At 59.0% G+C, this 15,171-nt stretch carries 8 protein-coding genes, 3 rRNA genes and 1 pseudogene (1 of these 12 cut by a window edge); 6 read left to right on the top strand and 6 right to left on the bottom strand.

Going from position 1 to position 15,171, the window contains the following annotated elements; translation table 11 throughout:
* From ACXX9E_RS06255 to ACXX9E_RS06270, 4 genes are all read left to right on the top strand, one after another.
* Positions 1-1,821, top strand: a 23S ribosomal RNA gene (locus ACXX9E_RS06255); it begins 1,073 nt to the left of the window's first position.
* A 150-nt stretch (positions 1,822-1,971) separates the two neighbouring features.
* Positions 1,972-2,087, top strand: a 5S ribosomal RNA gene (gene rrf / locus ACXX9E_RS06260).
* Between the two features lie 106 nt (positions 2,088-2,193).
* Positions 2,194-2,309: ribosomal RNA gene (gene rrf, locus ACXX9E_RS06265) — 5S ribosomal RNA — on the top strand.
* Positions 2,310-2,639: 330 nt separating this feature from the next.
* A complete protein-coding gene (locus ACXX9E_RS06270; protein WP_123470324.1) occupies positions 2,640-4,520 on the top strand; it encodes a methyl-accepting chemotaxis protein in 1,881 nt (626 codons plus the stop codon).
* A 148-nt stretch (positions 4,521-4,668) separates the two neighbouring features.
* Here the strand turns inward: ACXX9E_RS06270 and ACXX9E_RS06275 are convergent.
* From ACXX9E_RS06275 to ACXX9E_RS06295, 5 genes and pseudogenes are all read right to left on the bottom strand, one after another.
* A pseudogene (locus ACXX9E_RS06275) lies at positions 4,669-5,135 on the bottom strand (SRPBCC family protein).
* A gap of 22 nt (positions 5,136-5,157) precedes the next feature.
* Positions 5,158-8,550 (bottom strand): amino acid adenylation domain-containing protein, encoded by a 3,393-nt coding sequence (locus ACXX9E_RS06280; protein ID WP_458555169.1) that lies wholly within the window; start codon positions 8,548-8,550, stop codon positions 5,158-5,160.
* Between the two features lie 13 nt (positions 8,551-8,563).
* Positions 8,564-9,493: a diiron oxygenase gene (locus tag ACXX9E_RS06285; RefSeq protein WP_458555170.1), complete on the bottom strand. Its 930-nt coding sequence runs from the start codon at positions 9,491-9,493 to the stop codon at positions 8,564-8,566.
* Positions 9,490-10,266, bottom strand: a complete 777-nt coding sequence (locus ACXX9E_RS06290) for a DUF3050 domain-containing protein (protein ID WP_458555171.1) — start codon at positions 10,264-10,266, stop codon at positions 9,490-9,492. The genes ACXX9E_RS06285 and ACXX9E_RS06290 overlap by 4 nt, the downstream gene beginning before the upstream one ends.
* Positions 10,267-11,009: 743 nt before the next feature.
* Positions 11,010-11,720, bottom strand: a complete 711-nt coding sequence (locus ACXX9E_RS06295) for a GntR family transcriptional regulator (RefSeq protein ID WP_458555172.1) — start codon at positions 11,718-11,720, stop codon at positions 11,010-11,012.
* 197 nt (positions 11,721-11,917) lie between these two features.
* On the opposite strand from ACXX9E_RS06295, the gene lapG reads away from it, so the two are divergent.
* Positions 11,918-12,610 carry a cysteine protease LapG gene (lapG, locus tag ACXX9E_RS06300; RefSeq protein WP_064117407.1) on the top strand — a complete coding sequence of 231 codons (693 nt, stop codon included), beginning with the start codon at positions 11,918-11,920 and terminating at the stop codon, positions 12,608-12,610.
* Between the two features lie 14 nt (positions 12,611-12,624).
* Positions 12,625-14,571, top strand: a complete 1,947-nt coding sequence (gene lapD / locus ACXX9E_RS06305) for a cyclic di-GMP receptor LapD (protein ID WP_458555173.1) — start codon at positions 12,625-12,627, stop codon at positions 14,569-14,571.
* A 189-nt stretch (positions 14,572-14,760) separates the two neighbouring features.
* Here lapD and ACXX9E_RS06310 read toward each other — a convergent pair whose 3' ends face one another.
* Positions 14,761-15,099, bottom strand: coding sequence for a hypothetical protein (locus ACXX9E_RS06310; protein ID WP_038369138.1), 339 nt, complete (start codon positions 15,097-15,099; stop codon positions 14,761-14,763).
* Positions 15,100-15,171 lie beyond the last annotated feature (72 nt).

Here is a 15,171-nt window from a genome sequence, read left to right on the forward strand (position 1 = left end):
TAAAGAAAGCGTAATAGCTCACTAGTCGAGTCGGCCTGCGCGGAAGATGTAACGGGGCTCAAACCATACACCGAAGCTACGGGTATCACCTTCGGGTGATGCGGTAGAGGAGCGTTCTGTAAGCCTGTGAAGGTGAGTTGAGAAGCTTGCTGGAGGTATCAGAAGTGCGAATGCTGACATGAGTAACGACAATGGGTGTGAAAAACACCCACGCCGAAAGACCAAGGTTTCCTGCGCAACGTTAATCGACGCAGGGTTAGTCGGTCCCTAAGGCGAGGCTGAAAAGCGTAGTCGATGGAAAACAGGTTAATATTCCTGTACTTCTGGTTATTGCGATGGAGGGACGGAGAAGGCTAGGCCAGCTTGGCGTTGGTTGTCCAAGTTTAAGGTGGTAGGCTGAGATCTTAGGTAAATCCGGGATCTTAAGGCCGAGAGCTGATGACGAGTTACCTTTCAGGTGACGAAGTGGTTGATGCCATGCTTCCAAGAAAAGCTTCTAAGCTTCAGATAACCAGGAACCGTACCCCAAACCGACACAGGTGGTTGGGTAGAGAATACCAAGGCGCTTGAGAGAACTCGGGTGAAGGAACTAGGCAAAATGGCACCGTAACTTCGGGAGAAGGTGCGCCGGTGAGGGTGAAGGACTTGCTCCGTAAGCTCATGCCGGTCGAAGATACCAGGCCGCTGCGACTGTTTATTAAAAACACAGCACTCTGCAAACACGAAAGTGGACGTATAGGGTGTGACGCCTGCCCGGTGCCGGAAGGTTAATTGATGGGGTTAGCTAACGCGAAGCTCTTGATCGAAGCCCCGGTAAACGGCGGCCGTAACTATAACGGTCCTAAGGTAGCGAAATTCCTTGTCGGGTAAGTTCCGACCTGCACGAATGGCGTAACGATGGCGGCGCTGTCTCCACCCGAGACTCAGTGAAATTGAAATCGCTGTGAAGATGCAGTGTATCCGCGGCTAGACGGAAAGACCCCGTGAACCTTTACTATAGCTTTGCACTGGACTTTGAATTTGCTTGTGTAGGATAGGTGGGAGGCTTTGAAGCGTGGACGCCAGTTCGCGTGGAGCCATCCTTGAAATACCACCCTGGCAACTTTGAGGTTCTAACTCAGGTCCGTTATCCGGATCGAGGACAGTGTATGGTGGGTAGTTTGACTGGGGCGGTCTCCTCCTAAAGAGTAACGGAGGAGTACGAAGGTGCGCTCAGACCGGTCGGAAATCGGTCGTAGAGTATAAAGGCAAAAGCGCGCTTGACTGCGAGACAGACACGTCGAGCAGGTACGAAAGTAGGTCTTAGTGATCCGGTGGTTCTGTATGGAAGGGCCATCGCTCAACGGATAAAAGGTACTCCGGGGATAACAGGCTGATACCGCCCAAGAGTTCATATCGACGGCGGTGTTTGGCACCTCGATGTCGGCTCATCACATCCTGGGGCTGAAGCCGGTCCCAAGGGTATGGCTGTTCGCCATTTAAAGTGGTACGCGAGCTGGGTTTAGAACGTCGTGAGACAGTTCGGTCCCTATCTGCCGTGGACGTTTGAGATTTGAGAGGGGCTGCTCCTAGTACGAGAGGACCGGAGTGGACGAACCTCTGGTGTTCCGGTTGTCACGCCAGTGGCATTGCCGGGTAGCTATGTTCGGGAAAGATAACCGCTGAAAGCATCTAAGCGGGAAACTTGCCTCAAGATGAGATCTCACTGGAACCTTGAGTTCCCTGAAGGGCCGTCGAAGACTACGACGTTGATAGGTTGGGTGTGTAAGCGCTGTGAGGCGTTGAGCTAACCAATACTAATTGCCCGTGAGGCTTGACCATATAACACCCAAGCAATTTGCGTCGAAGAGAGCAGATTGCGGTGTGTGAAGACGAAACGAACCGAAAGTTCGCGCTGCTCACAAGACACCTGTATCACATACCCGATTTGCTGAAGCGAGGCCAGATGGTCGCGAGTCAGTACCCGAATTTCTTGACGACCATAGAGCGTTGGAACCACCTGATCCCATCCCGAACTCAGAAGTGAAACGATGCATCGCCGATGGTAGTGTGGGGTTTCCCCATGTGAGAGTAGGTCATCGTCAAGATTAAATTCCGAAACCCCAATTGCGAAAGCAGTTGGGGTTTTGTTTTAGTAGAAGTACCTAATTTTGCTGGCTCGTTTACCGTGTTGACGGGCCAGATGCAGAATTTCTTGACGACCATAGAGCGTTGGAACCACCTGATCCCATCCCGAACTCAGAAGTGAAACGATGCATCGCCGATGGTAGTGTGGGGTTTCCCCATGTGAGAGTAGGTCATCGTCAAGATTAAATTTCAGAACCCCTGTCTGCTAACGCAGACAGGGGTTTTGTCGTTTAAGAGCCTGCCAAGATCAGGCGATCAAAGAATGTTCAATTGTCGCCCGGTCAACGCTCATCGCAAGGTGCGGCAAACGCTCTAGTGCGCCGTTCGGCGGGAATCTGACCTAAATGCCGTCCATTTCCCATACAACCCTAAGATTTCTCTGAACCGTGCCGAAAGACTGGTGAGACATGCGTGCACCAAAGTAGAGCGGCCAAGAAGAACGCTGCCTGCTCTGTACATGGAATGTTGCATCCGGAACGCATCCCCACTTTTGGCATAAGAAGTCCCATGAAATGAATCTCAAGTTCAGCCATAAAATCCTGTTGGCCGCTTCGGGCGTCGTGGTCCTGGCGTTCGCTCTGTTCACCCTCTACAACGACTATCTGCAGCGAAACACCATTCGCCAGAACCTCCAGTCCTCCGTACAGCAGGCGGGTGACCTGACTGCCAGCAGCGTGCAGAACTGGATGAGCGGGCGGATTCTGGTATTGGAAAACCTTGCGCAAAACGTCGCCCACCAGGGCAAGGACGCTGACTTCCCCGGTCTGGTCGATCAGCCGGCCTTCACCTCCAACTTCCAGTTCACCTACGTCGGCCAGGCCAATGGTGTATTCACCCAACGCCCTGACGCGAAGATGCCGGACGGTTACGATCCGCGTCAGCGCCCTTGGTACAAGCAAGCCGTCGCCGCCGATAAAACCATGCTGACGCCGCCGTACATGGCCGCTGTCGGTGGTCTGGTGGTGACCATCGCCATGCCGGTAAAAAAGAACGGCGAATTGCTCGGTGTGGTCGGTGGTGACTTGAGCCTGGAAACCCTGGTAAAGATCATCAACTCGGTGGACTTCGGTGGCCTCGGTCACGCGTTCCTGGTCAGCGCCGACGGTCAGGTAATCGTCAGCCCGGATAAAGATCAGGTGATGAAAAACCTGAAAGACATCTACCCGAATGCCGGTGTGCGCATCGAGAAGGGCAATCAGAACGTGGTGCTCAACGGTCAGGAACGCATCCTGTCGTTCACCCCGGTCAGCGACCTGCCGAATGCGCAGTGGTACATCGGTCTGTCGATTGATCACGATAAAGCCTACGCAGCCCTCAGTCAGTTCCGTACCTCGGCACTGATCGCAATGTTTGTGGCGGTGGCCGCGATTGCACTGCTGTTGAGCCTGTTGATCAATGTGTTGATGCGTCCGTTGACCACCATGGGTCGCGCAATGCAGGACATCGCTCAGGGCGAAGGCGATCTGACCCGTCGTCTGGTGGTTGAGAGCAAAGACGAATTTGGCGAACTGGGCAGTGCGTTCAACCAGTTCGTTGAACGGATTCACGCGTCGATTTCCGAAGTGTCGTCGGCAACCCGTCACGTACACGACCTGTCGCAGCGGGTAATGGCGTCGTCCAATGCGTCCATTGTCGGTTCCGACGAACAAAGTGCGCGCACCAACAGCGTCGCTGCCGCGATCAACCAGTTGGGCGCCGCCACCCAGGAAATCGCCCGCAACGCGGCCGATGCTTCGCAGCACGCCAGCGGCGCCAGCGAACAGGCCGATGACGGTCGTCAGGTGGTGGAGCAGACCATTCAGGCGATGACCGAGCTGTCGCAGAAAATCAGCCTGTCGTGCACGCAGATCGAAACCCTGAACGCCAGCACCGACAACATCGGCCACATTCTCGATGTGATCAAAGGCATTTCGCAGCAGACCAACCTGCTGGCACTCAACGCGGCTATCGAAGCCGCGCGGGCCGGTGAGGCTGGCCGTGGTTTTGCGGTGGTGGCGGACGAGGTGCGCAACCTTGCCCATCGCACCCAGGAGTCGGCAGAAGAAATCCACAAGATGATCACGTCGCTGCAGGTCGGCTCCCGTGAAGCGGTGACCACCATGAATGCCAGTCAGGCATCCAGCGAGCAGAGTGTTGAGGTGGCCAACCAGGCCGGCTTGCGTCTGGTCAGCGTGACCCAGCGTATCGGTGAAATCGACGGCATGAACCAGTCGGTGGCCGCCGCGACCGAGGAGCAGACGGCTGTGGTGGAGACCCTCAACGTTGACGTCAATCAGATCAACCTGTTGAACCAGCAGAGCGTGGCCAACCTCAACGAGACGTTGAAGGATTGTGATGCGTTGTCGCAGCAGGCCAACCGGTTGAAGCAGTTGGTCGACAGTTTCAAGATCTGACCACCCGTCAGACCGCGTTATCGTTCAATCGCGGGCAAGCCCGCTCCCACAGGATTTTTGGCGAACACAATATGTGTGAACGACTCGAATCCTGTGGGGGCTGGCTTGCCAGCGAAAGCGGTGGTTCACTCACCGCCTGTGCAAAGCCTTAAACAAACAGCTTCAGCACATTCCCCATTGCATCATCGGCAAACCCCTGCACAAAGTCCTTGAACCCCGGTAGCGCCTCCTCACCGCCGCTGGCCGGCTCGGCAATGATCGTCCAGGTCGCCCGCGCTTTTCCGCCCCCAGCGATTCCACATTCATCGCCGCCCATAGATTGGCCACGCCCAGGGTGTTGTAGATCGTCGTCCAGGTCATGCTCCGCGCCTGCTCATCGCGGGAGTTGAGTTGCTCGACCACCACGTTGCCATCCTTGAAGAATTTCTTGCGCAGCGAAGCCACGCCTTCGCCAGTCATTTCGATGTGCGACAGCGCCGGAATAAACCGCTCGAAACCGCCAAAGTCGCCGACCACAGCCCAGACCTGCGTGGCGTCTGCCGGCACTTCCACCGACGATACAACGTGGCAGCCGTGGGGGTTTTTGATCAGGGTGTCGGGTTGCAGAGTGCTCATGGTGTAGCTCCTTGTTGATGGATCAGATGAAGTTGATTTCTTTCAGGTAATCGCAGCCGCGGCGCAGCAGCGCCGGGGATTTTTCCGGGTAGTGCGCGCCCATCTGCTGCACGCCGGCCTCAGCATTGGCGTGGCCGATCAGGGAGATGTCGCCAATGTCTTCCTCGAAACCGTTGAGGTAAAAACCGAGCACGCCGAACAGCGCGTTGTCGGCATCGACCCGGCTCAGTTGCTGTTGCCAGTCGGCGACGCTGACCAGCGAGAACTCGCTGCCGGTTTCGCGGAACGAAGCGACGTAGGCGTCCCAACTCAGTGGCTCGGGGTTGTGCAGGTTGAACACCGCGCGTTCGGCGCAATAACGGCTGGCGTGGAAGGCGATGAAGCGGGCGAGAAAGTCCACCGGCATCAGGTCGAAATTCAGCGCAAAGGCGGGTACCTGACCGAGCTGGATCGACCCCTTGAGCATCAGCATCAAACGGTTTTTATGCGGCTGACAGACGCCGCTCAAGCTGTTGAAGCTGATGTTTCCGGGGCGATACAGATTGATCCGCACACCGCGTTCGCGCGCCCGTTCTAGGATGCGTTCGCCCACCCACTTCGACAGGTTGTAGCCGTTGCGAATGTAGATCGGTGGCGTCGGCGCTGCGGGCAGCTCCAGGACCTGACCCGCGTCATCGACGGTGCTGGACGCCGAGAGCGTCGAAACAAAGTTGAAGACTTTTTTGCTCTGCCCTTCGCACAGGCGCAGCAACTGGAAAACCGGCTCGACGTTGTCTGCTGCCAGCGACTCGTAATCAAGCACGTGATTGACGTTGGCGGCGTTGTGCACGAGCGCGCCGAATTCGCGATCCAGGCGCTGATAATCCGCTTCAGCCAGGCCCAGTTGCGGTCGGGTGATGTCGGCCGCGTAAACCCGTACCCGACTCAGGTCCAGATGATCGAGACGGTTCTCGCGCAAGGCATGGGCAAAGCGTTGCGCCGCCGTTTGCCCGCCGCCGTCGCGCACCAGGCATGCGACTTCGCTGGCCCCCCAACCCAGCAGTGCTTCGACGATGTGTACGCCGACAAAACTGTTGGCGCCGGTAACGATGACCTTATGCACATCGCCCATGCGGCTGATCGGCAACGGCTCGATATCCAGCGGTCGCTCGGCGTCGGCCATGGCTTGGGCGCTGAGCACGGCGCTGTCATCGGTACCGCGCACCAGTGTGGCGAGTTTGCTGATCGTTGGCAGTTCAATGAAGCGATTGATCGAAATGCTGCGGCCAAACTCTTCACGCAAACGCAGCAACATCCGCGACAACAGAATCGAGTGGCCACCGAGGTTGAAGAAACTCTCGTCGGTGGAAATGTCACCGGTGGGCAGCTCCAACAACTCTGCCCAGATCTCCAGCAGCAAGGCTTCGTCGGCGTTTGCCGGCAGGCATTTCGGGCCGCCGTCCTGCACGCTCACCGGCAGCTCCAGCAAGGCTTTGCGATCAACCTTGCCGTTACTGGCGAAGGGCATGCCTGGCAGTTCCGTCCACGCCACCGGTTGCATGTAGTCCGGGAGGAATTGTTGCGCGTGAGCTTTCAGCGCTTCACGAGCAACCTCCGATTGCGGCTGGGCGAGGAACGCCAGAATCCGCCGCTGGCTGTCGATCACCACCGCGATCTGTCGGTACAACTGGCTCTCGCGCAGGCAGCGTTCGATCTCTTCCGGCTCGACCCGAAAACCACGGATCTTCACCTGATTGTCGCGGCGCCCGCACAGTTCGATGCCGTGCGCGCCCCACTTGGCCATATCGCCGCTGCGATAGGCGCGCAGTTGAGTGCCATCCGGTAGGTCCAGCTGTAGATAACGCTCGGCGGTCTGCTGTGGATTGTTCAGATAACCGAGGCAGACGCCGGGGCCGACGATGAACAACTCGCCGACCGTGTTCTCCGGCACCGGCTGCAGTTCGTCATCGAGAATCAGCACCTGACTGTTGGCGATCGGCGCGCCGAGGGTGCGGTTGCTGTCGCCAGTTCTGAGCTGCCGCGCGGTGATCAACACCGTGGCTTCGGTGGGGCCGTAGAGGTTGTGCAAGGTGCCCTGGCGGGTCAGTTGCTCGATGACGAACGGCTCGCAGACATCGCCGCCGGTCATCACTTGCACGCCCTCCAGTTGCTCGAGCGGCAGGATGCTCAGCAGGGCCGGCGGCAGGAAGGCGTGGGTCAGTTGGCGGCGCCGGATCAGTGCCACCAGTTGCAGCGGATCACGCCGTTGCGTGTCGTCGGGTACTACCAGTTCGGCACCTTCGAGCAGGGTCGGGAAGATGTCGATCAGCGACGAATCGAAACTCAGCGAGGAGAACTGCAGCACCCGGCTTTCGGCCCGCAGTTGCACGTAATCGGCGTACCACGCGGTGAAGTGGGCGAGGTTGGCCTGGCTCAGCAGTACACCCTTCGGATGCCCGGTGGTGCCTGAGGTGTACAAGGCCATGCACGGTGCGTCGAGTGCCGGGCGCTGGCGCATCAACGGCAGGTGCTGATCAACGTGCGCCGTGTCGATCTGGCTGACATCCAGCCCGGCCATGGTTTCGCTGAGCGGATGCTCGCCGTCATGCAGCAACAACACGGCGCCGGCGTTCTGCAGAATGTATTGCTGACGCTGCAACGGATGTCTCGGCTCCAGCGGCAAGTACACCGCGCCGCTGCCCAGCGTCGCCAGAATCGAGGCGAACAACGCCGGACTTTTCGACAGACAGATGCCGACGATCCATGGTTGCGGATGCGCGGCGAGCAGTGGCTGCAATCGCTGCTGGATCGCTTGGGCGTGGGTGTGCAACTGGCGGTAGCTGATCGACTGTTCGGCGAGGTGCAGCGCCGGCCGATCGGCATGCTTGATCAGGCTGTGTTGCAGACGCTCGATCACCGGCATCCGCGCTTGCGCCAGCAACGCCGGATTGGCCGTGTCGTTGAGTCGATGGACGTACGCCAGGCTGTCGAGAAACAGCAGGTTCTCCAGACGTTCGAAATCCGGTGCGCTCACAGAGGCAACGTCCTTCAGATAGTCGGCGTCACGGGAGAAACGGCTGACCAGCAGCGCGACTTCGTCCACCACCTGCGCCAGCACGCGCTGGCGCAGTGCCTGACCGTTGCCGGACGGCTCGTCGCCAATCGGCACACGGCTGATCAGCGTCGAGCCGAGAAAGCACAGCAGGTCGAGTGTCGGCAGACCTGACCGGCTCTGTGCACCGACACCCAAACGCAGATGCAGGTGCGGGATGCGGCAAAAGTCGCCGGCGGCAATAAAGCCATCGTCGATGATCAAATCCACCTTCGAGTGCGTGGCCCCGCTGCGCTGCAAGGTATGACCGTGTTGTTCGAGTTCCAGCGCCAGGTCGGTCATGGCCTGACTGGCGCCCATCAGCAAAATGTCGAGACGTTTCATGTCGGCCTCCTCATCAAACCAGGTAGTCGCGCAGGGCGTGCTGCACGCAAGGCGTGTCGAGCAGCGAGCTGTTGTGGAAGAACTTGACGATGTTGCCCACCAACGGATGGTGGCGATTGATCGGGAATGCCAGTCCGGCCATTTCGTCCCTGAGCGAGCGTCGTGTGGCCTCGTTGACTGGCAGCGCATTGATCAGGCGCAGGTCGAAGGATTTCTGGATGTCATTGGTCAGGTAATGGCCGATAAATACCGGCAGGATCTGCGCGATGACGTCGCGATCCGCCGCGCTGGCGGTGTGCCAATAGATGCGCACCATCCGCGCCCAGAAACTCGAATGACGGCCCTCGTCGAGCAGGTGATCGGCCATCAGTCCCTTGATCGACGGCTTGACCGTGTCATCGCGGGCGAACGCGGCGACATCGCCGGTCACGGTGTTTTCGGCGATGGCCACGCAGATCAGTTCCACGGCGCTGCGCAAGTGCTCCGGCGCCAGTGCGACGGCGGCAGGAATCGCCCGGCTCAGCTCGATTTCATCGGGCAGCTGAATCGGTTCGATGCCGGTCATGGCCACCGTTTGCTGCATGAAATCCATCGCCACCAGAGCGTGGTAATCCTCGTCGACCACCACGGTCATCGCGTCGTAGCGACAGGCGAAAGGAAAGCCCACGGCAAAGCGATTCTTGGCGATACTGCGCGCGGTCTTGTCGACGATTTCGGTTTCGAAAATCACCACGTCGTTGATGAATTTGTACAGCGTCTGCACCAGGGCGAAATCGCGCTGCTGCGGGCATTCACGCAGAAAGGTTTCGCTGAGCACCAGCGGCTGGCGGCTGAGCGGATAGATCAGACGCTCGTCGTTTTCCAGCACACGGCGCGGACGGGTGCGAATGGTCGCGCGACTCTCCCAGGCGTCGGCGAAGGATTGGTAATCAGCGGCGTTCATTGGGCCACCTCCGCCAACGGCTCGCGCATGCTCAGGCGCAGGCCGTCCCACAGGGCGATGCGGCTTTCCACGGCAGCGATGGCACTGGCGTAGACCTCGGCCTCACGCTGAGGATCGCCATCGACCAGACGTTCCAGCAACTGCTCGGCCGCCGGGCCGTGATCCTCGGAGTCGACTTCGATGTGCCGTTCCAGGTAATAGCGAAAGGTCGGCGCCTGCTCGATACCGATGCCCCAGTCGTCGAGGATGCGCTGGAACATGGTCGGGATAACGCTTTCGCGACCATGCAGAAACGCCGCCGCGACACTGTACCCCGGTGCATGCAAGGCGGTGCGCAGGGTGTCGCGAACAAACTGCGCGGCGGCCGGGTCGACCGCGACGCTTTGCAGCGCGATGTCGTAGCTCACGCCTTCCTGCTGCAGCGCGACGAAGCGCTCCACCGCCGTGGTGCTCGCGCCGATTTCGCGCATCGCATCCAGGTACAACTCGAAGTGGCTGTAGTGACCTTCGGCCAGGCGATCGTCCGATTCTTCGCCGAGGACGATTTCGTTGATCAGCCGCGCCGCGTGAGGGTCACGCGGCGGTAGCCAGGGCAAGCGCGTGCAAGTCAGTTCCTGCTGCAGGCGCTTGGTCAGTGACATGAAGTCCCACACGGCAAAGACATGGGTTTCCATGAAACGACGCAAGACCGACAGTGAAGTGATCTCGGAAAAGATCGGGTGAATACTGAGTTCGGCTTTCTTCAGGGCGAGTTGGTTCTTAGTGGGCATCATGATGTCCTTTATCATTGATATGAAATGCAACGTCTCTTTCAACTGTGCAATCAATAGCGTCGCAGTTAGTTGTTTCCTGGATGTCGGGCGAAGCCACAATTGCCGGTGAATAAGCGTCAGGCGTTATCTACGGTTTTAGCGCTGGTCCCGGTGAGCCGCCCTTATGAATTGGGGCGACACTCCGGGGTGAGTGCCGAAGTTCAAACTCGGCGAAGAAAAACTAATACACCGGGAAAGTATTTAACAAGTGTATTTTTAATTATTTTAAGTTTGCTGTTTTTCAAGTATGAGCAGTGCCAATAAAACTTTTGGCTGAAGTTTTATTTGGGCGTAGTTGCTCCTTTCGGTCAATATTGGCCAAAATTGATTAACAAGAGTGAATGCCTCACTCGAAGCAACTTTCTTAATGAAATGAATTGATTGATTTAAAGGGGCGGAAATTGGCCGGGACCGGCGCCTGGACTTCCTTTTTCCCGTGACAAGGCTCCTTCCGTAGGTTCCTGGTGCGGGGACGGCGCCGACGATGCGGTGCGTCGCCCGTTCTTTATGGGGTTGGCCGTTCAAGAGTGAGGGTAAATCAGCGCGACGGCTATTACCGTTTCACCACCGAGTCAGGCTGACCGGCGCACGGAGGGTAGAGGTAAGGCAGGGGTTTGCCAGCGGCTGCGCAGCAGATCGGGGCGGGGATTTGTAAGCGGGTTATTCGCCGGGCAGGCACGGGGCCTGATCCCGGCGTTGCGGATTCAGCGCACGACTTTGCGGTTTTGTGCGGCGGGGCTGGCGAGGTAGCGGGTAATGACCTCGACACCGCGGTTGAGATGCTGCTCGAGCAGTTTTACCGAGAGCTCGACATTGCGATCCTGCGCCGCTTCGAGCAACTGGCGATGGTCTTCCTGGGACAGTTTGCCCAGACCCATCGCTTCCAGATTGAAACGCAGGAAACGCTCTTCTTCGTTGAGGCCGTCTTCCACCAGACGCAACAGGCGGCGGTTTGGGGCCTTGCTATACAGCGCCATGTGGAACAACCGGTTGAGCCGACCGATTTCGGTGTAATCGTGCTGGGCTTCGAGTTCTTCGATATAACCGGCCGCGCGTTGGCAGTCGGCGGCGCTCAGTCGCGGAATCGACTGCCGCAATGCGGCGGTTTCGAGGAGGATTCGCAACTCGTAGGTTTCGGTCGCGTCGCCCTGGATCAGTGGGGCTACCACTGCGCCTTTGTGGGCGGTGACACTCAGCAATTCCTGCGCTTCGAGCTGGCGCAAGGCTTCGCGCACGGGCATGCGGCTGACGCCGAACAGATCGGCCAGATCCTGCTGGCGCAGGGCGGTGCCGCAGGGCAGGCGCCCATCGAGGATGGCGGCGCGCAGGGTTTCTTCGATGATCGAGCGGGCCAGGTGCGCGGGGATCGGCCCATCGACTTTGATGCTCTGCAGTGGTTTGGGCTTCTGTGTCACGACTACGCACCCTGTCTGTCGACTTAATTTGGATCCAAATGACACTAGTGATTGCTCTACCGGATGTCAAACCGCATAGAGGAACCCTGTCATTGGTGAAGTTTAGCGTGCCGGCGATGATCTCATGGTGCCATTGTTTTTTGCCGGGCTAAGCTTCACCATCAAACGCTTTCCTCCCTGCTCTCTGGAAACCTGCTGTGGCGGTACGTTTCGCAATCCCCCGGACACTGCGCTGGCTAGGCTGCGCACTGCTGCTGGCCGGCGTCATGCTGGGCGGCCTGCATGCCGATTGGGATTTTTCCGCGATCAGCCGCAAAGCCACGGCGCTGTACGGGCCGCTGGGCGCCGGACAGCAGCGGATCGACGCCTGGCAAAACCTGCTGGCCACGCAGAAACAGGTCAGCGAGATGGAAAAGCTCAAGGTGGTGAACCTGTTTTTCAACAAACAGGTGCGTTATGTAGAAGACATCGACCTGTGGCACGAGGTCGATTATTGGGAGACACCGATCGAAGCCTTATGGAAGGGCGCCGGCGACTGCGAAGACTATGCGATCGCCAAGTATTTCAGCCTGCGCCATCTCGGCGTTTCCAGTGACAAGCTGCGCATCACTTACGTCAAGGCACTGCGCCAGAATCGCGCGCACATGGTGCTGACGTACTATGCCACCCCCGACGCCATGCCGCTGGTGCTCGACAGCTTGATCGATCCGATCCAGCCGGCGTCCCAGCGAACCGACCTGTTGCCGGTCTACTCTTTCAATGCCGAAGGTCTGTACCTGCCGGGCGCCAAGGGCAACAAGAAGGTGGGTGACACCAAACGCCTGTCGCGCTGGCAGGATGTGCTGAAGAAAATGCAGGCCGAAGGTTTTCCGGTCGAGACGACTAACTAGGAGCACGCGCTCAGATGTCTTTGTTCAAACAGCTGTTGATCGCTATCTGTCTGTTCCTGGTGGTCGCCTTCACCGGCAGCTTCATGGTCAGTCTGGAGAGCTCGCGCACCCAGTACGTCAATCAGTTGCGCTCCCACGCCCAGGACGCCGCCACGGCGCTGGCGTTGTCGCTGACACCGAATATCGACGACCCGGCGATGGTCGAGCTGCTGGTCAGCTCGATTTTCGACAGCGGTTACTACGCGAGCATCCGCGTGGTTGATCTGAAGACCGACAAGACCATCGTCGAGCGCAGTGGCATACCGGCCGTTACCAATGTGCCGGACTGGTTCGTCAAACTGATCGGCCTGGAACCGGCCGGTGGCGATGCGCTGGTCAGCCGTGGCTGGGAGCAGGCGGCGCGGGTCGAGGTGGTCAGCCACCCGATGTTCGCCGTGGCCAAGCTGTGGCAGAGCGCGCTGGGCAGTCTGGGTTGGCTGCTGATCTGTGGCGCGGTGAGTGCGGTGCTCGGCGCGTTGCTGCTGCGCCGGCAATTGAAACCGCTGGATTATATGGTCCAGCAGTCCCACGCCATCGCCCGCCGCGAATTCCTCAGCCTGCCGGAACTGCCGCGCACCCCTGAACTGCGACGGGTGGTGCAGGCGATGAACCAGATGGTCGAGAAGCTTAAAGCACTGTTCCAGGAGCAGGCCGAACGCAGTGAAAAGCTGCGCGCCGAGTCGTATCAGGACAACCTCACGGGGCTGGCCAACCGACGTTATTTCGAGATGCAGCTGCATAACCGGGTGAGCAACCCGGAGCAGGCCAGTTCCGGTTATCTGCTGTTGTTGCGGGTCAAGGATCTGGCCGGACTCAACCAGCGACTGGGCGGGCAGCGCACCGATGAACTGTTGAAAGCTGTTGGCGAACAACTGTCCCGCGAGTGCGCCAGATACCCGGAAACCCAGAACCTCGTCACTCGCATTCGCGGTGGCGAATTCGCCGTGCTGGCACCGGGGCTGGTGCGCGAAGAAGCGCTGCAACTGGCGCAGAACCTCGACAGTGCCTTGAGCAGCCTGCACGCCACTGGCGCCACCGATGTGCCGGCCGTGGCCTCTATCGGCCTCGCCCCGTTCGCTCACGGCGATTCACCGCAAGCGGTGCTGACCCTCGGCGATCAGGCGCTGGCGCAGGCCGAAGGGCAGGGCGAGCAGAACTGGGCGTGTATCGACCAGAGCCTGGTGGCGGATGTCGGCGACGATCACCACGCCTGGCATCGCTTGCTCGATCAGGCCTTGAGTCAGCAGCGCTTCGAACTGTATTTCCAACCGGTGGTGGCCGCGCAGGACACGCAACTGGTGTTGCATTACAAGGTGCTGTCGCGCCTGCTCGATGACCAGGGCCAGACCATCCCCGCCGGCCGCTTTCTGCCCTGGCTTGAGCGCTTCGGCTGGGCGGCGCGGCTGGACCGCTTGATGCTTGAGCGCGTGCTCGAGCAGATGAAGACGCATGAAGACTCGCTGGCACTGAACCTGTCTTCAGCGACCCTGGGCGACCCGCAGGCCTTGAATAAAGTGTTCGAGATTCTGCGCGCACATTCCAATCTGGGCGAGCGGCTGACCCTGGAAATCGGTGAAGAACAGTTGCCCGAACAAGCCGTGCTGGAACAGTTGACCCGACGTCTGCGGGAACTTGGCTTCTCCCTGAGCCTGCAACGTTTCGGCGGGCGTTTCAGCATGATCGGCAACCTGGCGCGGCTGGGGCTGGCGTACCTGAAGATTGATGGCAGTTACATTCGCGCGATCGATCAGGAGAGCGACAAGCGCCTGTTTATCGAGGCGATCCAGAGCGCGGCGCACAGCATCGACCTGCCGTTGATTGCCGAGCGGGTGGAGACTGAAGGGGAGTTGTCAGTGATTCGCGAGATGGGCTTGTATGGGGTGCAGGGACAGTTGTTGGGTGAGCCGAAGCCTTGGCGGTGAGTCATTGCAAACCCGCCCTCAGCCTAGCCCTCTCCCAGAGGGAGAGGGGACTGATTGGGGGAGACGCCGACGTGAACGGTGTCCGCTGAATTCGTAATCGACTCGATTTCTCAGGTCGATGTATACGCCTGACACCTTGGTCGGCCCCCTCTCCCTCGGGGTGAGGGTAGGCTTTTGATTACGGGGGGATCAGATCAACCCGCCCTCATCCTCATCGATCAACTGACTCAACCCGCCCAATGCTTCACGCGCCTGGGTCCGGTCCATCAGTTTGGCCTGGGCTGCCGGCGGCAGGTCGGTGACGCGGATCACGCCTTTCTGGGTCAGCACCTGAATCAGGTCGTCGAGTACCCGAATCATTTCAAAGTCGCTCTGCTTGAGCTGTTTGAGGCTGTTTTCCACCGCTTCGTTGGCGTACCACGCCTGGATTTCATGGTGGTCGGCCGGCAGCGTTTCCGTGGCCTCGGCGTAGGCCGCGGCTTCCACGCGAATCAACTGACCTTGCGCATCGCGTTGCACGTAAAACATTGAGCATCCCTCGGAAATGAACCAGCGTCATGCTGTCAGCAGCATAGCCAACTGCGGGCAAGTATGCGGTGC

Source organism: Pseudomonas sp. GNP014 (assembly GCF_054344005.1).

Bases quoted from the DNA above. Each gene is read 5' to 3' on its own strand.
- ACXX9E_RS06270 (WP_123470324.1), top strand. From the start codon at position 2,640: ATGAATCTCAAGTTCAGCCATAAAATCCTGTTGGCCGCTTCGGGCGTC.
- ACXX9E_RS06280 (WP_458555169.1), bottom strand. From the start codon at position 8,550: ATGAAACGTCTCGACATTTTGCTGATGGGCGCCAGTCAGGCCATGACC.
- ACXX9E_RS06285 (WP_458555170.1), bottom strand. From the start codon at position 9,493: ATGAACGCCGCTGATTACCAATCCTTCGCCGACGCCTGGGAGAGTCGC.
- ACXX9E_RS06290 (WP_458555171.1), bottom strand. From the start codon at position 10,266: ATGATGCCCACTAAGAACCAACTCGCCCTGAAGAAAGCCGAACTCAGT.
- lapD (WP_458555173.1), top strand. From the start codon at position 12,625: ATGTCTTTGTTCAAACAGCTGTTGATCGCTATCTGTCTGTTCCTGGTG.
- ACXX9E_RS06310 (WP_038369138.1), bottom strand. From the start codon at position 15,099: ATGTTTTACGTGCAACGCGATGCGCAAGGTCAGTTGATTCGCGTGGAA.